Origin of the sequence: Salinibacillus aidingensis, from assembly GCF_039522525.1 — a bacterium.
Lineage (GTDB): Bacteria > Bacillota > Bacilli > Bacillales > Alkalibacillaceae > Salinibacillus > Salinibacillus aidingensis.
The window spans coordinates 259,376-282,630 of sequence record NZ_BAAADO010000001.1 but is presented as its reverse complement, the minus strand read 5'-3'; the positions used below and the strand labels follow the sequence as shown (position 1 = coordinate 282,630).

The following is a 23,255-nucleotide window of genomic DNA, read 5'->3' as shown; positions in this document are numbered from 1 at the left end:
TGCTGGTTATAAACCATATACCAATTGGGGTTCTGTTTCGTTATTGATTCGATACTTGTTGTTTAAAGTCTTCTAACTTCTCGGTAACTTCTTCACTTAAGGATTTCATCTTCTCAATATCAGGATTTTCTTTTTGGGCCTCAGCCATTAATGGATATAGGCTTCTCTCGATGTTTGCATAAGCATCAGGATCCAGCTCTTCCACCTGTTTTTCAATCTCATCCCAATTTTTTTCGAGAACTTCTCCTTTTTCATTGATTGTCCTTACCTCATCTGGTGTTTCCTCAATGACTTTCTCTAACTCATCTACAGAAGTGAGCACCGTATCTAAATGAGTGACTAAGTTTCTTTCCTCTTCATTCGCTACCCCAACAGCTTCTGTGTCTTCTGTTTCCATCTGGTGATCACCCGTCTGACTTGGCTGCTCGTTCCCACTTGTGGAAAAGCCGACAAGGATAGCAGCAAGAAGCAGAAGTGTTCCTGTGATGTACAATACTTTATTCATAAATCCACCTCCTATTACCTTTATATCCAGTTTTTCCCCGATACCTATTTTTAAACAAAAAATGACAATTCTTATGTAAGAAGTCACCCTGTTGAATAGGAATATGAAGGTCTTTTTTACCCAATATTTTCTCAATCCTTATTGAAGTAAAGGAAGGTAGGTATTAACGTCTATTTTCTCAATAGTTCAAAAGGATTAATTTATTAAATAATCTTTACAATTTTCGTAATGTTCAAGTATAATACCTTCATTCAGTAAATTTTTATTAGTGATAATTATTAAAATTTACTGACTATTGATCAGTTTTGACAAACAGGGGGTAAAAAGACATGAAGAGAAAAAATTGGCTGCTGTTGCTTTTGCTTGGTCTATTTTTGAGTGTAGTCGCAGCTTGTTCTGACGAAAACACAGAGGAGGCTGGAACTACAGATTCTGAAAGTTCTTCTGATAGTGATGAGGGACAAGTACTTAATTTCACAACAAATGTAGCGATCGCTTCCATGGATCCATCGATTACTACAGATGAGGCCTCATTTAATAACTTATCGGCTACAATGGAAGGTTTGTATCGCTTAGGTGAAGATGGAGAAACCGAACCGGGAATTGCCAAGGAACACAAAGTAAGTAAAGATGGGAAGACCTGGACATTCACATTACGTGAGGATGCGAAATGGTCAAATGGAGATTCTGTAACCGCACATGATTTTGTTTTTTCATGGAGAAGAGCTGTTAATCCGGATACAGGTTCTGAGTATGGCCCGTATATGATGAATGGGGTTATTAAAAATGCAACCGCTGTAAGCAGTGGAGACCTCCCTGTAGAAGATCTTGGTGTTTCTGCAAAAGATGATTATACGCTCGTTGTTGAATTAGAAAATCCAACTCCATACTTTGAATCTTTAACAACATTCGGTACGTTTTTCCCTTTAAATCAATCCTTTGTTGAAGAACAGGGAGAAGATTTTGCATTAAGCGCAGATTCATTACTGTCCAATGGGCCATACAAGATGGCAAACTGGGAAAGCACAAGTACATCATGGGATCTTGTAAAAAATGAAAACTATTGGGATAAAGAAGCCGTTAAAATGGATAAGTTAACCTTTGAAGTCGTAAAGGATCCACAAACAGGTGTAAATTTATATGAACAGGGAAATGTTGACCGAATCGACTTAACTTCATCTCTGGTGGATCAATATCAATCTCATGACGATTATAAGGTGACGCCTGATACCTTTGTTTATTTTATTAAGTTCAATCAAAAAGCGAACGATGTGCTGGCCAATCGCAATATTCGTGCTGCGATGAGCAGAGCATTTAATAAACAGGCTTTGGTTGATGAAATTTTAAATAATGGGTCTATCGTTGCCAATGGCCTTGTTCCTGCTGATTTCACGCCACTTCCTGAAACAGGAGAAGATTTCCGTGCAGCAAATGGAGACCTTGTTACCTACGATGTGGAAAAAGCGAAAGAATTATGGAATCAAGGATTGGATGAACTAGGTAAAGAAGAAATTGAGCTGGAACTCCTGACTGATGATGATGAGACAACAAAATTAATGGTAGAGTACATTGCGAACCAGCTGGAAGAAAATCTGCCTGGACTTACCATTGATTTAAAACGTGTACCGAAAGAACAGCGTCTTGATCTTGATACGAATATGAATTATGAAGTTCAGGTATCCAGATGGGGACCGGATTTCCTTGATCCTTATACGTATATGAATCTATGGACAACAGAGAGTGGAAATAACAACATGGGTTACTCCAACCCTGAATATGACCAGTTGGTAAAAGAAACAGGCACCAAATATGCTCAGGATAATGTTGCCCGTTACGAAAACTTCCTGGAAGCAGAAAAGGTTCTATTTGAAGATGCTGCGATTGCACCTATTTATCAGGCATCAAGAGCACAGCTGGTTTCTCCAAGAGTAGAAGGAGTATACGTAAATCCATTTGGTGCTACGTATGAGTATAAGTATGCAAACGTTGGTTCAGCAGAGTAATCTAAATATATGATTTCAACTGATAAAAGGCTGTATCTCATTATGATGGGATACGGTCTTTTTGCTGTCCAGGAAGGTTTAAAGTAGCAGATTTGTGAATGAAAGAACAAGTATGGAGTATCCCAAATAGACAGCTTGTTTGTTGACTGATAAACTATAAAGAATAGGCAATAATGTTGAGATTGAATGGTATGAATGAGAGGAATGTTAATATGAGCAAAACAGTAGTTTTAGCGGAAAAACCTTCAGTAGGACGGGATATTGCAAGAGTTTTAAATTGTAAGAAAAAAGGAAACGGCTTCTTTGAAGGTACTAAATATATAGTAACCTGGGCACTGGGGCACTTGGTTACACTGGCAGATCCTGCTGTGTACGATGACAAGTATAAGGAGTGGAAAATGGAGGATCTTCCTATGCTTCCAAATCGTCTGAAGCTTGTGGTTATGAAAAAGACAGGAAAACAATTCAGTACAGTGAAACAGCAATTAAATCGTAAGGATGTAAATGATATTGTCATTGCAACGGATGCTGGCAGGGAAGGAGAACTGGTGGCCCGCTGGATTATTGAGAAGGCACGGGTAAAAAAGCCAATCAAACGGTTATGGATCTCATCAGTTACTGATAAAGCCATTCGTGATGGATTCAAAAATTTAAAAAACGGCAGACAATATGAAAATTTATATGCATCCGCTCAGGCCAGGGCAGAAGCAGATTGGTATGTAGGATTAAATGCGACACGTGCGTTAACAACAAAATTTAACGCCCAGCTATCCAGTGGACGTGTTCAGACGCCGACTTTAGCGATGATTGCCAAAAGGGAAGAGGAAATTAAGCAGTTTAAGCCCCGTACTTTCTATGGAATACAGGCTTCTTCACCTAAAGGAATAACATTTACATGGCAGGATCATAAATCTAATAACTCTCGCATTTTTTCAAGAGAGACAGCCGATAAATTGATGGAGAAAGTAGACCATCAGCCTGCCGACATCACAAACGTCGAAACAAAACAGAAGAAAAGCTTTGCTCCACAGCTGTATGATTTAACAGAGCTTCAAAGGGATGCGAACCGTATATTTGGATTTTCTGGTAAGGAAACCTTATCTGCCATGCAAAAGCTTTATGAGCAGCATAAAGTGTTAACTTATCCAAGAACCGATTCCAGGCACCTATCCACAGATATCGTTCCTACCTTAAAAGATCGAATTAAGGCATGCAGTGTGGATGAATATAAAACGATTGTCAATCAGCTTTTACAAAAGAATATTAAACCAAATAAGCACTTTGTGGATGATCGAAAGGTGTCCGATCACCATGCGATTATTCCTACCGAGCAGCGAGTGCATCTGAGTGATTTAAATTCTAACGAACGGAAAATCTATGACCTGGTTGTCAAAAGATTCTTAGCTGTTCTGTCCGATCCATTTGAATATGAACAGCGGACGATAACGGCGAAAATCGGAAATGAAACATTTGTGGCCAAAGGAAAGTCGATAAAAAAATCAGGTTGGAAGAACATTTATCAAAATCAGCAGGATGATCGTGATGAACAGTTCGAACAACACATCCCTGAGCTTAAACAAGGCGATCACATCAAAAACATTACGATTCATCAGACGACTGGTGAAACAAAGCCTCCTGAGCACTTTACAGAAGGAAGTCTGCTTCAGGCTATGGAAAATCCCGTGAAATTTATGGAGCAGAAGGACGAGAAATTAGCAAAGACCATGAATCAAACCGGCGGACTGGGAACAGTAGCCACCCGCGCGGACATTATTGAAAAGCTATTTAACAACTACTATATCGAGAAAAAAGGAAAATACATTACTTTAACAGCTAAAGGAAAGCAGCTATTAGATCTGGTTCCTTCTGATTTACGCTCTCCGGCATTAACCGCTGAGTGGGAACAGAAGCTGTCTGCAATTGAAAAAGGAAAACTTAATAAGCAGGAATTTATTAAAGATATGAAGGACTATGCGGCATCGGTTGTAAAGGAAATAAAAAACAGTGATGCCAAGTATAAGCACCACAATATAACAGGAACCAAGTGTCCTGATTGTGGTAAGCAAATGCTTGAAGTCAATACGAAAAAGGGTAGAATGCTCGTCTGCCAGGATCGTTCATGCGGTCATAAAAAAAATATTGCGAAACAGACCAATGCAAGATGCCCGAACTGTCATAAAAAACTGGAACTTCGTGGTGAAGGAGAAGGACAGATCTTTGTATGTAAATGCGGTCATCGTGAAAAGCTTTCAACGTTTAACGAGAGAAAGAGAAAAGAAAAGCAAAATAAAGCATCGAAAAAAGATGTACAGAAATATATGAAAAAACAGCAAAATGACGAATTTACCAATCCGGCATTAGCGGAAGCTTTAGCAAAACTGAAAAAAGAGTAGATGATAAAACACCTCTAAATTGCAAAGAAGCAATTTAGAGGTGTTTTATGTTTTAAATCTATTCGGCCAGTCTTCGTCTTATCCCGCGCATGACCTGAACAGTCGCCTCCGCTTTTCTGTTAAAAATGCAGGCCGCATTCGGTTTTGTTCAGGCCGGCCCATCTGCCTTCCCTGGAGTCTGCGCCATTTTTAGTTGGGGAGGTGCAATATGTACAGCCAATGCTTGGATAATTCTGATCATGCAGTTCATTGTAGGGGACGCCGTTGGATTTAATATAATCCCAGATTTCATCCCAGGTCCAATGGATAAGGGGACACAATTTAATGGATTGAAATTTATCGTCTTTATTCACAAAATTAGTATTTGCACGTAAAGGAGACTGATCCCTTCGTAATCCAGAGATCCATGCCCTGGTATTGGATAACACATCCTTTAGAGGATCAATTTTCCGAATTTGACAGCATAAATCCGGGTTCTTTTCCCAGAGTCTGTCCCCATGCTTCTCAGCTTGCTCTTCAGGTGTTAATCGAGGTTTTACGAATTCAATCGTCAGCTTTGGATATTTCTTTTTTACTTCATCTATTAATTGATAGGTTTCCTTAAAATGAAAGTCTGTATCTAAAAATACAAGCTTAGCATCAGGCTTTATCTGATAAATCATATCTATAAGAACCATAGATTCCGCACCAAAACTGCAGGAATAAATTAAGTCATCACCAAACATATCATAACCCCAACGAATAACCTCAGTCGCTGTTTTCCCGTTTAAGGAATTATGGAGCTGCTGATAGTCTGAATCTGTAAGTGAATCATAAGATAAATATTTAGACTGTAGCACATTTACACCTCTCATGAAAATAACGGTAGTATCCTTCTATAAAGAATATCTTTTCCTCTAATATTCTGTCAAATGAAGTAATCAGATTACAGGTCATAATCAATAATTAAATATATCATTCATGGTATAATCAGTTATTAGAAGATTAATGTCTGGAGTGATTCGTGATGGGAAAATGGTTTCCAACGTTTTATGATTTTGCCATGAAACCCCTGGAAAAAAGAAGATTTAAGAGGATAAGAAGAAATTTACTTTCCCAAGCAACAGGTAGAGTGTTGGAAATTGGTTTTGGGACCGGCGTAAATTTCCCTTATTATAAAAATGCTGACCGTGTTGATGCCATTGAACCGAACCCCCGCATGATTGAACGGTCACAAAAAAATCTGATGAAATCGAACGCAGCAATAACAACCTTTACATCCAGTGCAGAACAGCTTCCTTTTTCGGATAACAGCTTTGATACAGTTGTGGCAACCCTTGTATTTTGTACGATACCTGATCCTCACCAGGCAATGAAGGAAATCCTGAGGGTAAGTAAACCTGGAGCCGCGCTTCTGTTCTTGGAGCATGTAAAATTAGACCAGCCTGGCCTGGCAAAAGCTCAGGAGGTCCTTACCCCCATTTGGAAAAAGGTATGTGACGGTTGTCATCTGGACCGTGATACGTTAGGCATGATTAAAACGTATGACGTAACAATCAAAAACGTTCAGGAATATTATAAAGGGTTGTTTTTAACCATAACCTGCTTAAACGATAAATAAACAAAAGCACCTGGGTTAGACCAGGTGCTTTTCTTAGTGCATAGGGAAAAAGATTAATTGGATTAGGAAGAGAATGGCAAACAGATAAAGTATCCAGTGAACATTCTTTCCCTGACCCTTAACAAGCTTTAAAAGGGGGTAGGTAATAAACCCGACTGCAATTCCCGTTGCTATGCTGGATGTTAGAGGCATGGTTAAAATGATGGCGAACGTAGGAAATGCTTCTATAAAGTTCTTCCATTCTACTTGTGATAACCCCTGCATCATATAAAAGCCTACAATAATCAGTACAGGTGCAGTAATAGCTGATAGACTGGAAACGGCCTCGACAACAGGAGAGAAAAACATAGCCGCGAAAAATAATAGAGCGACAACCAGTGATGTTAATCCTGTTCGTCCACCAGCACCAACTCCTGAAGCCGATTCAACATAAGCCGTGGAAGGACTCGTACCAAATGTGGAGCCTACGGTTGTCGCAATCGCATCCGCCATAAAGGCAGATTTAGCCTTAGGGAGCTTTCCGTCCTTCATAAGCCCCGCTTGTTCTGTTACCCCAATAAGAGTGCCAGTCGTATCAAACAAGGTGATAAGAAGAAATACAAAAACCGTTGCATAAAGCCCTTGAGTAAAGACACCGGCAATATTTAAATCAAAAAATACCGGGGCAGGGGGCAAGGAAAAGAATCCATTTTGAAATTCCAGATGACCGGTAAAATAGCCGATAACTCCTGTGAAAATCATTCCGAAAAATAAAGCTCCTTTGATATCCAGTGCAATCAAAATTAATGTTACAAACAACCCTGCAATACTAAGGAGAGTGACAGGACTTGTTAAATCACCTAATGCTACAAGATTTGCGGGGTTTGCCACTACGATTCCTGACATTCGTAAACCGAGAAACGCAATAAATAAGCCGATTCCAGCTGTAATTCCGAACTTAAGAGAGGCAGGAATTGCTTCAATGAGCATTTCTCTTACTTTAGTTAAGCTTAATAGAATAAACAAAATACCTGCCAGAAAGACAGTGCCCAATATCGTTTGATAGGTGAGCCCCTGTACCCCGGCAACCGTTGCAAAGTACGCGTTTAACCCCATACCGGGCGCTATTGCGATTGGGAAATTGGCGAATAAAGCCATAATAAGTGTACCGATTCCTGCTGAGATAATCGTAGCCATAAAGACTTGATCAAACGGAATTCCGGCAGCCTGAAGTATACTAGGGTTGACAAAGATAATATAGACCATCGTCAGGAAGGTTGTGAACCCTGCTGTTATTTCGGTTCGTGTATTTGTTCCATTTTTTTCAAGATTAAATTGTAGATTCATAATATCACCAATCTCTTTTCCGTATAATTTAACCAACGATTCCTATAATATTCGTTTTCTATTAAAATTTCAAGGGTCAATTCTTTTGGATTACCAAAAAATCCGGAAAGCCAGTACCATTGGTAGTAGCTTCCCGGATTATCATATACGTATATAAAATTTCAATGAATTTTATTTTTTCTTCATCAAATTACGCAGTATTCGTAAGCCGAGCTTTGATCCCGGATAACGGAAGGCCAGATCAAAGGCTGTTGTCTGCTTCAGGACGCTTTTATGATGAGAAAATGTATCAAAGGATGCTTTGCCATGATAGCTCCCCATCCCGCTCGTGCCTACACCGCCAAACGGAAGATAAGGGTTGGCTAGATGCATCAGAGTGTCATTGATACAACCGCCGCCGTACGTAATGTTTTTAATCATCCACTCTTGATTGGTGGTATTCTCTGAGAAGTAGTACAAAGCAAGGGGTCTTGATGCATTCTTGACCTCTTCCTTCACTTCACGCAACTGATTAAACGTAAAAATAGGGAGGATAGGTCCGAAAATCTCCTCCTGCATAACCGGGTCATCCCATGTTTGATCTTCCAGTAATGTAGGACTGATCATGAGCTTGCTTTCATCTGTATCTCCACCAAACACGACATTCTGTTCATTCAGAAACCCCTTTAGGCGGTTAAAATGTCTATCGTTTACGATTCGGGTGTAATCTTGATTTTCAATAGGATTTTCCCCATACAATTTCTTTACTTCATTTTTAAATCGTTCGAGAAACGCATCCTTAACGTCTTCATGTACATATAAGTAATCTGGTGCGACACATGTCTGGCCTGCATTCGTAAATTTTCCCCAGGCAATTCGTTTTGCTGCAAGGTCAAGCTTTGCATCGCGGTCAACGATACAAGGGCTCTTTCCACCTAACTCCAACGTTACCGGTGTTAAATGCTTACTTGCTTTCTCCATCACAATTTTACCAACGGGTTCACTGCCGGTAAAAAAGATATAATCGAAACGTTCATTAAGAAGCTCTTCACTTACCTCTTTATCTCCTTCGATGACCGTTACAAAATTTGCATCAAATGTCTCTTTAATCATATGACGTATTAAGCTGGAAACGTTAGGAGTAAATTCAGATGGTTTAATGACAGCGCAATTCCCGGCAGCAATAGCCCCAATTAAAGGTGCCAGTGTTAAATGAACGGGATAGTTCCAGGGACCAATAATCAGGGAAACCCCATAAGGTTCTTTATAAATAAAGCTTTTGGAGCCCTTATGAGTGAGAGGAGTTTTCACCTTTTTCGGACGCATCCATTCACCAAAAAATTTCATCGTTTCGGTGAGCTCTGTAAACAGAAAGCCCATTTCTGTAACAAATACTTCATACTCTGATTTATTTAAATCCTGTTTTAAAGCATGGTAAATATCCTTTTCATACCGTTCCAGCATACGCTTCATTTTTTCAAGCTGATGTTTACGAAAGGTATAGGTGAAGGTTTTGCTGCCTTCGTACATTTCCCTTTGCTTTTGGACGATTTCGCTGATGTTCATAGTACCCCTCCTAAACGTTCACCTGGTCAAAGTCATTTACTATTGTCGTGTTCGGAAAAACATTTGCAGCTCCTTCCAATAGCTGAGGGATATCTTCCTCAAGATACCGTGATGAAATATGGGTCAGGAGCAACCTGCCGACTTTAGCTTCTGCTGCGAGCGTGGCTGCCTGTTTCGTTGAAGAATGATAATATTCATAGGCGAGCTGCTCATCTTCTGCTCCAAACGTAGCTTCATGTATAAGGACATCAGCATGTTCGACAAATTCAGCATAAGCTTTTGAATAGCGGGTATCCCCGAATATACAAACGGTTTTTCCTTTTTTTGGTGGCCCTGTAAATTCCTCCCGATGAATCATCCGTCCATCAGGAAGAGTAACTTTAGGGTTTTCTTTAATCTGCTTATACAGAGGTCCCGGTTCAATGCCTGCACTTTTTAATTTATCCGGCTGAAGCTCACCAATCTTATCCTTTTCTTCAATACGGTAACCATAGGATGATACTCCATGATCGAGCCTGCGGACTTTCACCCTGAATTGCTCATCTTCAAAAAGGATGCCTTCTTCATTTATCTCATGAAAATGAATGTTATATTTTAAGTGGGTTTGACTAATGGCCAGAGAGGTTTGAACAAATTCCTTAATTCCCGGTGGTCCGTATAGTTCAACCGTTGATTCACCACCTTGAAAGGAACGGCTCCCCAACAGGCCTGGTAAGCCAAAAATATGATCGCCGTGTAAGTGGGTTATAAAAATTTTTTCGATTTTACCTGGTTTTATATGGGTATGCAAAATTTGATGCTGGGTTGATTCTCCGCAATCAAACAGCCAGACAGAACCCCTTTCCTGGAGGAGCTTCAAAGCAATTGATGACACATTTCGTTGTTTGGAGGGTACGCCGGCACCTGTTCCAAGAAAAAATAATTCCATATAAAAAAACCTCCTCCATAAAGTGAAACTTCCATCAGTGGGGGGGCTCCATCCCCCTCTGATGGTTAGTTGAACTTATCAGGAATTTAAAATAATCAACGCCAGCCACGCTTATATTGTGCAGGTGCTTCGATCGTTTCTCCCAGCTCATCAGCTGCTTGTTTTGGCCAATAGGGATTGCGTAAAAAGGCCCGGGCAAGGAAAACGAGATCAGCACGTTCGTTTTGCAAGATTTCTTCTGCCTGTACTCCACGGGAAATGAGGCCAACTGCACCTGTCGGAATGTCCGCTCCTCTGCGGATCTCTTCTGCATATGTAACCTGATAACCCGGGTAGGAAGGGACCTTTACAGGAATCACCCCGCCGGAGCTGCAGTCAATCAAATCGATGCCCTGCTGCTTCATTTCCTTTGCAAAGTATATAAAATCTTCCTTTTGATTACCATTCTCATCATATTCATTAGCTGAAATTCTCACAAATAATGGAGCCTTCCAAACCTCTTTTACGGCATCAATAATCTCACGCAGGAAACGGTAGCGATTCTCCGTTGATCCCCCGTATTTATCCGTGCGCTTATTAGTTAATGGTGACAAAAACTGATTAATTAAATACCCATGGGCGCCATGAATTTCGATTATATCAAAACCGGCTTTCTTAGCCCGCATAGCTCCATTCCTGAAGGCTTTTACAGCGTCATCAATAGCGGCCTGGTCCATTTCCACAGGTGTTTGATAGTCATCGCTGAATGCCATAGGGGAGGATGAATAAATTTCTGATGGCAGACCTGCTTTACGTCCGGCATGCCCCAGTTGAATCGCAGCTTTTGCTCCATGTCGATGAACCGCTTCCGTAATCTGCAGCAGACCATCAATGTGTTCATCCTCCCAAATGCCTAAGTCATTCAGGGATATGCGGCCTTCAGGTTTAACCGCTGTAGACTCGACCATGATCAAGCCGGCCTGCCCAACTGCACGGCTTTCATAGTGCGTGATATGGAAGGGCTGAACTTTCCCATCCTGAGATACAACAGAGTACATACACATTGGTGACATAACAATGCGGTTCTTTAGTGTTACATCCCCGATGGTGAATGGTGTGAATAACTTGGCAGACATATGATAACCCCCTATATGTAATGGTAAATCTTTATGTTTTGGTTCTGTATATTCTGTTTTTGCCACTTGGATTGAAAGGTAGTGTGCAGGATGGTTTTATTTTACTGAAAAAATAACGAATATGAAAAGGACCTGCTTACCTTCTTCTTTGAAAAGGATGGATTCGTTTGGATGTCCGTTCGTTCGGAAGGCTGGACCGTTGCTTTAAGGCGAAATCTGGAACATCCGTGAACAGGCCTGCACATTTGAATTTATAACACCGGTCCATTTGTGCTGGTCGGTTAACCGTAAACACACGCAAGTCCAGTCCGGTTTTCCGGCACTCTTCTACTAATTGTGAGGAAAGGATTCGATATTTGATATGTAATCCATTACAGCCGATGGACCGGGTAAATTGAGTTAATCGCCGTATTTTACTTGTCGTGAGAAATGCGGTGTTGGCAGCTGGGTCAAGTTTGTACATCCGTTCCATACTTTTCGGATTGAAGCTGGAAAAAACGGTTCTCTCCAGCAGACCATAATCCTTAACCATGTTATATACAATACTCTCCAGATTTTTATAATCAATCACATTGTTTTTTAACTCCAAATTCAGTTTCAAAGATTTTGGAGAAATCCATTGTAAGAATTTTTCTAATGTTACAATAGATGTATTCGTGAAGGATGAAGAAAACCAGGAACCTGCATCCAGCTGAATGATTTCCTGTAATGTGTAATCCTGTACAAATCCAATTCCATTTGTTGTTCTCCTTACATTTTCATCATGGATAAGAACAGGGATATGATCTTTCGTCAATTGTACATCGGTTTCAATACCATCTGCATTCATTTCATATGCAAGTTCAAAAGCTGGCATTGTGTTCTCTGGAGCATATTGGGATGCGCCTCGATGTGCGAATATCCTGGTTTTCATTTTTTTCACCCTTTCCAAAATGTTTCAACAGTGGGGCGTAGGAAACTCTTTTTTGATTGTGGGAGATTTCAAAGGAAAAGTCAATATCATTTTTGAAGGGAGAGCCTGACATGAAGAAATGGCAGACCAAAGAGCAATTAACGGATCTGTTGTGTACACTTGTTGATTATCCAAGTATTACCGGTTCTGATGCTGAAATTGCGGTTGTGCAGTATATTCATCATTTATTATCCGAACGAACGTACTTTCAGGATCATCCTGAGCATTTATCTTTGGATCCCCTGGATGATGGCAGACAGCTATTATCCGCCTTGGTAAAAAAAGATTCAGGTACCCGGGATACCCTGGTATTCATCAGTCACATTGATGTGGTTGATGTGGAGGACTATGGGCCTTACGTAAATCTTGCTTTTCGGCCGAAAGAGTTAACGGCGGAACTTTATAAAAACCTGAATCAGTTACCTAAGGATGCTCAACAGGATATACAAACAGGAAACTGGCTGTTCGGACGGGGAACAATGGATATGAAAGCCGGCTTAACTCTACAACTGTCCATGTTGGAAAAAGCAATGAACGGACAGTTCACCGGTAACCTCCTTTTACTGGCCGTTCCGGACGAAGAGGCTAATTCATCAGGAATGCTTGCCGCTCTTCCTGTTTTAAAAAAATGGAAGGAAGCAGAAGGTCTTCGCTTTAAAGCTGGTTTGAATTGTGAGCCTGTATTTCGCAGGCATCCAGGCGATGAGGGGTATTACATTTATAAGGGTTCCATTGGAAAAGTGCTGCCTGGATTTTATTGCTATGGGAAGGAAACGCATGCAGGTGAACCTTTTAATGGCATTAATGCAAACCTCATGATTAGTTATTTAAATCAGGAACTTGAGCTTCAGGAGGACTTTATTGAAACAGCAGGCGATGAAACCACACCACCGCCTGTTAGTCTGATGAACCGGGACTTAAAGGAAAAATATTCGGTACAGACACCGTTATCTGCCATTTCGATGTATAACGTTTTATTTATGAAGCAAAGCATTCAGGATATGACCAATAAACTTCTTCAAGCAGCTAATCGGGCGAAGGAGCAGATCGAAAAGCATTATGAGCGTAAGGCTTCGGCTTTTTCCAACAGGTCCAGGAACCATTTTCATTCTGATCTGTACGTACGTGTTATGCTTTATGAAGGCTTATATAAAGAAGCAGTTGACAGACATGGGGAGCAGGAAGTATTAAGACGTCAAAACTTGCTCATGAATAATCGGGAGGAAGGTGATCGGGATTTTTCCACTCTCCTTGTGCAGGATTTGGCCTACTTATGTAAAGACCTGGCTCCGATGATGGTTTTGTTCTACAGTCCGCCATTTTATCCGTCTGTTTCTTCAAAGGGTCATCCGCTTATTGAGGATGTACTTGATTTCGTTCAGCAACTTTTCCATGAAAGACACCAAATGGCTGTTGAATCTATTGAATTTTTCCCGGGTCTTTCGGATTTAAGCTTTATCGGGCCAATGACGTCCGAACAAAAAACCAGACAATTAAAAATGAATATGCCTATTGATGAAAAGGGGTATACGTTTGACCACGACGCATTACATGAAATAACCATGCCTGTTTTAAATATAGGGCCTTTCGGGAAGGATCCCCATCAATGGACAGAAAGATTGGAACTCACTTACTCATTTGACGTATTGCCAGACGTATTAACTCATGGGATTGAACGCATTTTTTACCAAACAGGCAATATGAAAAATGACAAATCGGTAAAAGAGGAGTAAAATAAATAAATGAATACTCATTCAGTATAGTTTTTGCTTGGAGGTCAGGACATGATTAAAACAGAAAAAGTGTATCAAATAACCGTCCCAACACCGTTTCCAGTTGGCGATGTGCATATGTATTTATTAAAAGGAGAGACGTTGTCCTTAATTGATGCAGGAGTAAATACTGATGAAGCCTGGGAAGCTTTTCAGGATCAAATCAAACAGACCGGGTATTCGCTCAGGGATATTGAACAAATTATTTTAACCCACCATCATCCGGACCATACTGGGCTGGTCAGTCGTTTTGATCATGTTCAGAATGTTTATGCACACTCCCTTGTGCAAAAATGGCTTACAAAAGATCAGGATTATTTTGAGCGATATTTCCAGTTTTTTGAGGACTCCTATAAGACCTGGGGAGTGCCGGATCGTTTCCAGGCTGTACTTAAAGCCATAAAAAGCAATCAGCATTTAGCCGGTGAAGGACAACTAACCGGTTTTCTGAAGGATCAGGATCCATTGCCTGGTCATGAGGACTGGACTGTTCTGGAGACTCCAGGTCATGCACAAAGTCATTTATCCTTTTATAATCCGGCTACTCATGATCTGATGACCGGGGATCACACGTTATATCATATTTCTTCCAATCCATTACTGGAACCGCCGATAGAAAAGCATCAGCCCCGTCCAAAGCCTATGCTGCAATACCGGGAATCGATGGAAAAAATGCTTACTTATGAAGTGAATCAGGTTTACCCTGGACATGGTCCTATGTTTCAACAGGTAGATACCATAATAAGAGAACGCTTAAAAAGGCAGGAAAAAAGAGCCGAAAAAGTTTATTTCCTGCTAGAGGATGGTCCATTGACACCATTTGAAGTATGTCAGAGACTATTTCCAAAGAAGTTTGAGACCCAGTTCGAATTAACATTATCAGAAACAATGGCTCAATTGGATTACTTAGAATCGATTAACAAAGTAAAAATAGAACAACACGAAAATCAAATGACTTATAGAAAAGCGTAGGCGACTGTTTAGGTCATGCGGGATAAGACGAAGACATGGAGTGGCGCGGGTTTGGCCACGGAATGGCTTTGGCTTATATCCGCCTTGACCTAGGAGCCGTAGCTGGACAAAGAAAAGCGTAGGCGACTGTTTAGGCCCGGGAGCCGCAGATTGACAATGAGAAAGTAAGGGTTGATTGCATGATCAATGGAAAACGAATCGTCATCACAGGAGCATCGAGCGGAATTGGAAGCAGGATAGCGTGGCATGTAGCGGAGAATGGCGGCTTTCCTATTCTTGTAGCTCGTTCCCGTGATAAATTACAGAAAATAACAGAGGAGATCAGGCAGAATAATTCACTTGATGCGGATTATTACGTTTGCGACGTAGGGAACGGGGAGGAATGGCAGGGAACGATGAACCAGATTGTTGAGGACTTTGGACAAATCCATGTCCTCATTAATAATGCTGGCTTTGGTTTATTCCAGCCTGTTTCCGATATGAAATTGACCGAGTTTGAAAATATGTACCGAGTCAATGTGTATGCCCTTATCCAGGCCTCCCAATTTTTTGCTTCCCACATGGCTGAGTTTGGCGAAGGTCACATTATGAACATTGCGTCTCAGGCTGGTAAGATGGCCACGCCCAAAGCAGCGGGTTATGCAGCAACCAAGCATGCGGTCGTAGGCTTTACTCATGGTCTTCGGATGGAAGTGGAAAAGCAGGGAGTCTCGGTGACAGCTGTCAATTTAGGACCGGTAAAAACAAACTTTTTTGAAACAGCTGACCCCGGTGGAGGCTATGCAAAGTCCGTTGCCCGGTATATGCTGGATGCAGATAAAGTAGCTCAGAAAATTGTTCATAAAATATACAGGCCTGTAAGGGAAATCAATCTGCCCTTGTGGATGGAGCTTGGAAGCCGGATTCATAAACTGTTTCCCCACTTAGTAGAAAAAATGTTAAAGGGACAGTTCCGGAAAAAATAAAAAAACTACAAGAAAAGGGAGGAGGATAAAATGTCTCATCATAAGCCCTTTAATGATGCCATCGATCATATGCAGCGTGTAGAAGGGGCTCCAGTTGGCAGGGGAGGGCGCCTGCCAAAACCTATTAATTTCATAGGTTACTTTCTATTTGGCGGAATGTTCATCATGACCGTATTAATCATCTTTCTGCATTTTTTCCAAGGCTGAGGTACAGAACAGATGACAGAAGAATTAAGACAGCTTTTATAGTAGGACTAAAGGCACTAAAGCCGAATGTGTGAAAAAAAGGCTCTGAGCTTTGTTTAAAGCTCAGAGCCTTTTCTGATTTTATAGAATAAGTTCAGTGGATAAATGGGCCTTTCGTTTGGATGCTTAGATTCTGCGTAATTGAATCGTTTTAATGATATGATCATCTTCCTTACGCATAATAATATCTGCCCGGTTCTTGGTCGGTTTTATGTTTTTTTGCAGGTTTACACTGTTAATGTTGTTCCAGATTTCTGTAGCTACTCTGGTCGCTTCCTCATCAGACAGATTGGCATAACGATTGAAATAAGACTTTGGATCCCGAAACGCTGTTGAACGCAGCTTTTTAAACCGGTCAACATACCAGCGTAATAAATCGGCTTCACTGGCATCAACATAAAGGGATAAATCAAAAAAGTCCGAAACGAACACACTGTGCTTGGACGGTTTAGGTGTTTGCAGCACATTAATTCCTTCAACAATGACGATGTCCGGCTGTTCCAGGGTATTGTATTCACCCGGAATGATGTCATAGGTTAAATGTGAATAAATGGGAACCTTCACCTGTTGTGCTCCGGATTTCAGTTTAATTAAACAATCTACCAGTGCTCTTGTGTTATAGCTTTCCGGAAATCCTTTGCGATTCATAAGTCCTCTTTCTTCCAGGACTGCGTTCGGATAAAGATAACCATCCGTCGTAATGATTTCCACTTTTGGATGATTGGGCCATCGGGATAATAGGGCTCTGATAATACGGGCTGTTGTGCTTTTCCCAACCGCCACGCTTCCCGCAATTCCAATAATAAAGGGTACCTTGTTCGTTTGCTTGCCAAAGAACGTATCCGTAATGGAGTGGAGCTGCTGGGACCCGGTTATGTATAAATTAAATAAGCGGGTTAAAGGTAAATAAATATTTGAAACTTCCTCCATGGATAGCTGTTCATTGACGCCCTGCAATTCCTCAATTTCAGATTCCGTTAAGGTCATCGGTGTGTTAAATCGGAGCCTGGCCCACTCCTCTTTCGTAAATGTCATGTAAGGTGAGTAGTTTTCCATAAATATACCTCGTTTATCTATGTCATATTTTTGTCAAATTTTACGATACTTCTAATCTATCATAATACAAACTTTACAATTTCATCAACTACCAAAAATAGCGCTTTCATGGATTTGGAAAAAACTGCACTTGATAAACCGAACATATATTCGCATAATAAACATATAATGATTTACTAAGGAGCGGTTATTTATGGGCAATCCAGTCATTGATTATAGTGCTTTTCCAGAGCGAAAAATTTTATGTATCGATATGAAGAGCTTCTATGCCAGCTGTGCCGCTGTGGCCCGTGGTCTTGATCCAATGACCTGTCATCTTGCGGTTGTTGGAAATGTGGATCGTCCGGGCAGTGTGGTGCTGGCAGCGTCTCCTGCGTTAAAAAAGGATTTTGGAATTCGCACGGGGAATCGTTTGTTTGAAATTCCGGATGACCCGAAGATTGTTGTTGTCCCCGCACAGATGAAGATGTATCTGGAAATCTCTGTGGAAATCACCCGTCTGTTCCACCAGTTTGTACCGAAAGAATCCATTCATACCTATAGTGTTGACGAAAGCTTTCTTGATGTGACCGGGACGGAGAAAATGTGGGGTAGCGCACAGGAATTAGCCGGACGGATTAAACAGGAGCTGCTGGAGACCTTTCAAATTCCGTCAGCTGTAGGAATTGGACCCAACATGTTAATGGCAAAGCTGTGTCTGGATTTAGATGCCAAAAAAACCGGGATTGCTGAATGGACCTATGAGGATATTCCAGAGAGGCTTTGGCCGGTTTCTCCCTTAAGTCAAATGTGGGGAATTGGCTCAAGGCTGGAGCGAAGACTGAATCGAATGGGGATTACAAACGTCCGTCAGCTTGCTCATTATCCACTCGAAAAATTGGAGAAAACATTTGGAGTCATGGGGAATCAGCTGTTCTATCATGCCAATGGAGTGGATCTATCGGAATTAGGAGCACCCATTTTAGATGGACAGATCAGCTTCGGAAAAAGCCAGATTTTACTTCGCGATTATACTGATCCCGAGGAAGTGCGCTATGTCATTTTAGAAATGTGTGAGGAGGTGGCCAAACGTGCCCGGGAAAGTCATAAAATTGGCCGGACAGTAAGCCTTGGAATCGGTTATAGCAAAGATGAAGGGGGAGGAGGCTTTTATCGTTCAAGAACGATGGATGAACCGACGAATATCACTTCAGATATTTTCTCTGTTTGCATGCAGCTCTTTCAGCAATTCTATGAGCAGAAAACGGTCAGAAAAATTTCGATTGCACTTTCGAACATTATGGAGGATGATTACATTCAACTTAGTCTGTTTGATGAAGATCGGGATAAAAAACGGGCGTTAGCCTATACAGTGGATGATATTCGCAATAAATATGGAAGTGCGGCTTTGCTGCGGGCGGTTTCCTATACAAAAGCCGGCACTGCCGTTCATCGAAGCGGACTTGTTGGAGGACATTATGCAGGGGAAAACCATTAGTGGATCGATGATAATAGCTTGCAATTTCAACATAACATCACATTTTTTCTTAATAAAGGGAGTTTTCTATAAATTATAACAATTTCTATTCATCTTAATGAGTAAATTATGTTATGATGCTATACAAATATAAGAAAGGATGAAGCAGATGTCTCTTGAAAGTGTAAAAGCTCATTTCAAACAATGGGATCGTGAACAGGATGTGATGGAATTTGATACCTCGAGTGCAACCGTAGGAGAAGCTGCGGAAACAATAGGTGTTATCCCGGCTCGCATTGCAAAAACACTTTCTTTTCGCGGACAGGAGGAAAAGGCCATTCTCGTAGTTGCTGCAGGAGATGCGAAAATTGATAACAAAAAGTTTCGCAAAACCTTTGGCTATAAAGCACGAATGCTAAGTCCGGATGAGGTGCTGGAACAGACAGGACATGCTATCGGCGGTGTCTGTCCTTTTGGATTAAAACAGGAACTGGATGTTTATCTGGATGTCTCCATGAAACGATTTGATACGATATTCCCGGCGTGTGGAAGTACGAATTCAGCGATTGAACTGTCCACTTCCGAATTATTTGAGTACTCCTTCGCTAAAGAATGGGTGGATGTATGTAAAGGCTGGGAAGGGGCGGTTGAACAAGAAGCTGAACCTGTTCCTCATCGTTCCCAATAAGGCTCATTTAGATTTTGAAATGCTCACCTGTCATCATGGAGGGATAATATTTTGTTACTCGAACAATCATAAGGGCCACACCTTCACCTCTACTGGAAGGGATGGCCCTATAACTGCCCCTTGCCGCTTTATCACTTTAAAGTGGTGAGGGACAGTCCCGAGTTAACGGTGCTTATCATATTGAACAGGTCTTGTTAATTCCTGGAGCTGCTTATACATGTCGTTATTCCAGTTCGTCAATTCTGTATAAGTTAAGTTAGCGTTTAATTGATCAACTGAGCTTGCGCCAAATGTTGCGGTTGCTAACGCTGGATGGTGTAAAATATAAGAAAGGGCAAGGGCGTTTGGCGTAATTTCGTCATTTGCAAGCTCTAGAAACTTCGGTAAAATGTATTTAAGCTCTGCATAACTATAATCCAAATAGCCGTTCTGCGCCTTCTTTTCCACCTGCTCGATCCCTTTTTTCGTCAGCATCCCTTTAGCCATAGGTCCTCTGGCAATCACACTGACCTGGTTCTGATGCAGAAGGTCCAGCATTTCTTCTTCAGGTCGGCGGTCCAATAAACTGTATTGCATCATGACACTAACAATATTGGATTTTTTAATATACTCCCGAATGACGTTTGGACGTATGGAGGAAATTCCGTAATAACGAATGAGTCCTTCCTGCTTAAGCTCTTCAAATGCCTCAATGGTTTCATCAATAGGGTCCTCTATCGTACCCCCATGAAGCTGGTAGAGGTCGATATAATCGGTTTGTAAACGCCGTAAGCTTTCCTTCACTTCTTCCTTTATGTATCCCTTGGAAGGATCCCAGTACCAGCCTTCCTTACCTGGTTCAAAATGGTTACCTACCTTGGTTCCAATAATCACTTCATCACGTTTTCCTTTTACGGCTGCACCGACAATGGATTCATTTGCTCCGAAGTCATATAGATCTGCTGTATCTAAATAATTGATGCCTGAATCGAGGGCACGGTCAATAATCTCTGACGCTTTTTTCTCATCTGTACCCAGGGACATACATCCCAGCGAAATTTCCGATACATATAAATCCGAAGTCCCAATCTGCCGTTTTTCCATCAAATCTCCTCCTTCTTAACCTTATATATCCATTCTAAAAAGTTAAAGCAAGTATGACAAATCTTTTTGATATATACTAAAAATGATACAGTGGAAAAGGAAAACGAACGAGGAGATGGTAAGATGAAAAAATTTGAGGAAAAGACAATCGGCTCCAAAACGATTTTTGAAGGAAAAATCATCGATATTTTTCACGAGGATGTGAAACTGCCCAATGGAAAAACGTCAAAAAGGGAGATTGTAAAACATCCAGGAGCTGTCGCTGTCATTCCCATTACAAAGGAAAATAAATTGGTAATGGTCGAACAGTTTCGCAAGCCTCTCGAACGAAGCCTTGTAGAAATCCCGGCTGGAAAATTGGAAAAGGGTGAGGATCCTGAGAAGTCCGCCATACGCGAGCTGGAAGAGGAAACAGGTTACAGAACGCCTCAATTATCCCATGTGACTTCCTTCTATACTTCACCTGGATTTTCTGATGAACTGATCCATATTTATTTAGCAAGAGAGCTGGAAAAAGTAGAAAACCCTGCATCACCAGATGAGGACGAATTTGTGGAACTAATGGAATGTACTCTGGAGGAAGCGAACAGACTAGTAGAGGAACAAAGAATTTTTGATGCAAAAACCGCTTATGCCATTACTTATCTCAATGCACAAGGGATGGAATGAGGAATGACACTAAAGGATTACTTTGTTGACTTACATGTACATATTGGACGTACGATGTATGGAAGTCCTGTTAAAATTACCGCTTCCAATTCTTTAACACTAACCAATATTTTATATGAAGCATCTGAGCGCAAAGGTTTGGATATGATTGGAATCATCGATGGACATGTCCCGGAAGTTCAGGAAGAATTATTGAAGCTCATGGACCGCGGGGAAGCCAATCCCCTTGAAGGTGGGGGGATCAGATATGGGCAGGCAACACTGATTCTAGGGTCTGAAATTGAAGTTTATGATGAGAATTGCAAAGGCCCCATTCACGTACTGTGCTTTTTTGAAACACTGGAGAAAATGAACCAGTTTACCCAGTGGTATCAGAAGCGGGTTAAAAATTATACGCTCAGTTCACAACGAATTTATGAAAATGCCCATAACCTTCAGAGTAAAGTCAAAGAGCTTGATGGTTTGTTTATACCGGCTCATATCTTCACTCCATTTAAAAGTGTATACGGAAAAGGGGTAAAAGAAAGCATGACAGAAATTCTCAACCCGGAACAGATTGACGCTGTTGAGCTGGGACTAAGCTCTGATACGAGTATGGCTGATCAAATTTCGGAATTGCATACATTTCCCTTTTTAACGAATTCAGATGCCCATTCCTTGAAAAAAATGGCCAGGGAGTACCAGAAAATCAGAATGAAGGCACCTGTGTTTCATGAATTACGACGTGCTTTAGCTTTTGAGGACGAACGAACAATTGAAGCCAATTACGGGATGAATCCTTTGCTTGGAAAATACTATACAACAGTATGTGCAAATTGTTTGCAGCCATCATCTTTTGGTGAACCCTGCCCAAACTGTGGTCACTCTAAAGTCATTAAGGGTGTGTCGGAGCGTATCCGTGAGCTAGCTGATGCAAAAGATACTGCACCGGAACCGAAGAGACCTCCCTATATTCACCAGGTACCTTTAGAATATTTGCCAAAGCTTGGCCCCAAAACACTTGAAAAGATGCTTACAAACGTGGGTACCGAAATGTATATTCTGCATAAAGCCACCGACCGGGAGCTGCTTTCGGTTTGTTCAGAACATATCGTTCACATGATTAAAGAAATGAGAGAGGGAAACCTTTCCCTGCTGGCAGGTGGTGGAGGAAAATATGGAAGGGTAAGGACGGATTAATCTTAAAGAATTCCTCTATTCAATTGGTCTATTTTCAGAAATCATCTCATAGAGTAGAACTAGAAAAGGATTTGATAGAGATTTCAGACTTATTGAATGGAGGATAAGCATGGGGAAAAACAGGAAACGAATACGTAAAAACATTCAGATAAGTGAATATAGCAGTATTTATTTGTTTGTGTTTATCTTACTGTTAATCGGCATTGTGTTTGGTGCGATACTTGTAAATAGTATGAATTTTATTCAAAAGCAGGATCTATTCTTCTACCTCCATCAATTTTTGGAAGATATTCAGGGAGAGCGTCTCCTGCAAACGAAGGATTTATTTCAGTCAAGCTTTTTTTATCATTTTAAATATATACTGCTCATTTTTATTCTAGGGCTATCCATTATTGGCATTCCTGTCATTTGGATTTTTATATTTATGAAGGGAATTGTGATTGGTTTTTCAGTCGGTTTTTTAGTTAATCAGCTGGGCTGGTATGGGCTTTTAATGGCTACAGTATCCATTGCCCCGCAAAACTTGTTTATTATTCCGGCTTATATTATCGGGGGAAGCTTCGGAATGATTTTTTCTCTTCATTTAATAAGAAGACTTTTTTCTGCAAGAATACAAAAAACATCGATACGAAATTTATTCATGCAATATTCCACTGTTCTTCTCATTGTACTGGTCATTGCCTTTATGGGGGCTTTAATTGAAACCTTTATTTCCCCTTACACAATGAGGATGGTCTCTCAATGGGTGTTATGATAGAAGCCAAATGATAATGATTATTCCCTCCAGATTATAATAATTTTA

General features: G+C 40.9%; 21 protein-coding genes. 12 read left to right on the top strand and 9 right to left on the bottom strand.

Features of this window, described 5'->3' with window-relative positions; translation table 11 throughout:
- Window positions 1-40 precede the first annotated feature (40 nt).
- A complete protein-coding gene (locus ABD006_RS01545) occupies window positions 41-505 on the bottom strand; it encodes a coiled-coil domain-containing 22 family protein (protein ID WP_343836783.1) in 465 nt (154 codons plus the stop codon).
- Window positions 506-834: 329 nt separating this feature from the next.
- Here ABD006_RS01545 and ABD006_RS01540 point away from each other — a divergent pair, with 329 nt between their 5' ends.
- A complete protein-coding gene (locus ABD006_RS01540) occupies window positions 835-2,508 on the top strand; it encodes a peptide ABC transporter substrate-binding protein (RefSeq protein ID WP_343836781.1) in 1,674 nt (557 codons plus the stop codon).
- A gap of 212 nt (window positions 2,509-2,720) precedes the next feature.
- Window positions 2,721-4,901 (top strand): DNA topoisomerase III, encoded by a 2,181-nt coding sequence (locus ABD006_RS01535; RefSeq protein ID WP_343836779.1) that lies wholly within the window; start codon window positions 2,721-2,723, stop codon window positions 4,899-4,901.
- A 119-nt stretch (window positions 4,902-5,020) separates the two neighbouring features.
- Here the strand turns inward: ABD006_RS01535 and ABD006_RS01530 are convergent, their stop codons facing one another.
- On the bottom strand, window positions 5,021-5,740 hold the full coding sequence (locus ABD006_RS01530; protein ID WP_343836776.1) for a phosphoadenylyl-sulfate reductase: 720 nt from the start codon (window positions 5,738-5,740) through the stop codon (window positions 5,021-5,023).
- Between the two features lie 167 nt (window positions 5,741-5,907).
- On the opposite strand from ABD006_RS01530, the gene ABD006_RS01525 reads away from it, so the two are divergent.
- Window positions 5,908-6,501, top strand: coding sequence for a class I SAM-dependent methyltransferase (locus ABD006_RS01525; protein ID WP_343836774.1), 594 nt, complete (start codon window positions 5,908-5,910; stop codon window positions 6,499-6,501).
- A gap of 33 nt (window positions 6,502-6,534) precedes the next feature.
- On the opposite strand, the gene ABD006_RS01520 is transcribed toward ABD006_RS01525, so the two are convergent.
- The 5 genes from ABD006_RS01520 to ABD006_RS01500 form a co-directional block, all read right to left on the bottom strand.
- Window positions 6,535-7,827, bottom strand: coding sequence for an NCS2 family permease (locus tag ABD006_RS01520; RefSeq protein WP_343836771.1), 1,293 nt, complete (start codon window positions 7,825-7,827; stop codon window positions 6,535-6,537).
- Window positions 7,828-7,998: 171 nt separating this feature from the next.
- Window positions 7,999-9,372, bottom strand: a complete 1,374-nt coding sequence (locus tag ABD006_RS01515) for an aldehyde dehydrogenase (protein ID WP_343836769.1) — start codon at window positions 9,370-9,372, stop codon at window positions 7,999-8,001.
- 10 nt (window positions 9,373-9,382) lie between these two features.
- Window positions 9,383-10,300, bottom strand: a complete 918-nt coding sequence (gene rnz / locus ABD006_RS01510) for a ribonuclease Z (RefSeq protein WP_343836767.1) — start codon at window positions 10,298-10,300, stop codon at window positions 9,383-9,385.
- 95 nt (window positions 10,301-10,395) lie between these two features.
- Entirely contained in the window at window positions 10,396-11,415 is a 1,020-nt protein-coding gene (gene namA, locus ABD006_RS01505) for an NADPH dehydrogenase NamA (protein WP_343836765.1), read from the bottom strand.
- A 136-nt stretch (window positions 11,416-11,551) separates the two neighbouring features.
- Window positions 11,552-12,328, bottom strand: coding sequence for a glycerophosphodiester phosphodiesterase (locus ABD006_RS01500; protein WP_343836763.1), 777 nt, complete (start codon window positions 12,326-12,328; stop codon window positions 11,552-11,554).
- 110 nt (window positions 12,329-12,438) lie between these two features.
- On the opposite strand from ABD006_RS01500, the gene ABD006_RS01495 reads away from it, so the two are divergent.
- From ABD006_RS01495 to ABD006_RS01480, 4 genes are all read left to right on the top strand, one after another.
- A complete protein-coding gene (locus ABD006_RS01495) occupies window positions 12,439-14,100 on the top strand; it encodes a M20/M25/M40 family metallo-hydrolase (RefSeq protein WP_343836760.1) in 1,662 nt (553 codons plus the stop codon).
- Window positions 14,101-14,151: 51 nt separating this feature from the next.
- Entirely contained in the window at window positions 14,152-15,111 is a 960-nt protein-coding gene (locus ABD006_RS01490) for an MBL fold metallo-hydrolase (RefSeq protein ID WP_343836757.1), read from the top strand.
- Window positions 15,112-15,290: 179 nt separating this feature from the next.
- The gene (locus ABD006_RS01485) at window positions 15,291-16,076 is read left to right on the top strand and encodes an SDR family NAD(P)-dependent oxidoreductase (protein ID WP_343836754.1); all 786 of its coding nucleotides are present in this window, start codon (window positions 15,291-15,293) and stop codon (window positions 16,074-16,076) included.
- 30 nt (window positions 16,077-16,106) lie between these two features.
- Window positions 16,107-16,283, top strand: coding sequence for a hypothetical protein (locus tag ABD006_RS01480; protein ID WP_343836752.1), 177 nt, complete (start codon window positions 16,107-16,109; stop codon window positions 16,281-16,283).
- A gap of 165 nt (window positions 16,284-16,448) precedes the next feature.
- Here the strand turns inward: ABD006_RS01480 and coaA are convergent, their stop codons facing one another.
- Complete coding sequence (gene coaA / locus ABD006_RS01475; protein WP_343836750.1) at window positions 16,449-17,378, bottom strand: type I pantothenate kinase; 930 nt, start codon at window positions 17,376-17,378, stop codon at window positions 16,449-16,451.
- 193 nt (window positions 17,379-17,571) lie between these two features.
- Here coaA and ABD006_RS01470 point away from each other — a divergent pair, with 193 nt between their 5' ends.
- Together ABD006_RS01470 and ABD006_RS01465 are read left to right on the top strand one after the other, a co-directional pair.
- Complete coding sequence (locus tag ABD006_RS01470; protein WP_343836747.1) at window positions 17,572-18,855, top strand: Y-family DNA polymerase; 1,284 nt, start codon at window positions 17,572-17,574, stop codon at window positions 18,853-18,855.
- Between the two features lie 148 nt (window positions 18,856-19,003).
- Window positions 19,004-19,522, top strand: coding sequence for a YbaK/EbsC family protein (locus tag ABD006_RS01465; RefSeq protein ID WP_343836744.1), 519 nt, complete (start codon window positions 19,004-19,006; stop codon window positions 19,520-19,522).
- A gap of 162 nt (window positions 19,523-19,684) precedes the next feature.
- Here ABD006_RS01465 and ABD006_RS01460 read toward each other — a convergent pair whose 3' ends face one another.
- Window positions 19,685-20,605 carry an aldo/keto reductase gene (locus ABD006_RS01460; protein ID WP_343836742.1) on the bottom strand — a complete coding sequence of 307 codons (921 nt, stop codon included), beginning with the start codon at window positions 20,603-20,605 and terminating at the stop codon, window positions 19,685-19,687.
- A 123-nt stretch (window positions 20,606-20,728) separates the two neighbouring features.
- Between ABD006_RS01460 and ABD006_RS01455 the strand changes: the two genes are divergently transcribed.
- The 3 genes from ABD006_RS01455 to spoIIM all read left to right on the top strand — a co-directional run bounded on the left by ABD006_RS01455 (window position 20,729) and on the right by spoIIM (window position 23,207).
- Window positions 20,729-21,274: an NUDIX domain-containing protein gene (locus ABD006_RS01455; RefSeq protein WP_343836739.1), complete on the top strand. Its 546-nt coding sequence runs from the start codon at window positions 20,729-20,731 to the stop codon at window positions 21,272-21,274.
- A gap of 3 nt (window positions 21,275-21,277) precedes the next feature.
- On the top strand, window positions 21,278-22,453 hold the full coding sequence (locus ABD006_RS01450; RefSeq protein ID WP_343836738.1) for an endonuclease Q family protein: 1,176 nt from the start codon (window positions 21,278-21,280) through the stop codon (window positions 22,451-22,453).
- A 109-nt stretch (window positions 22,454-22,562) separates the two neighbouring features.
- Window positions 22,563-23,207 carry a stage II sporulation protein M gene (spoIIM, locus tag ABD006_RS01445; RefSeq protein WP_343836735.1) on the top strand — a complete coding sequence of 215 codons (645 nt, stop codon included), beginning with the start codon at window positions 22,563-22,565 and terminating at the stop codon, window positions 23,205-23,207.
- The last annotated feature ends 48 nt before the right edge of the window (window positions 23,208-23,255 follow it).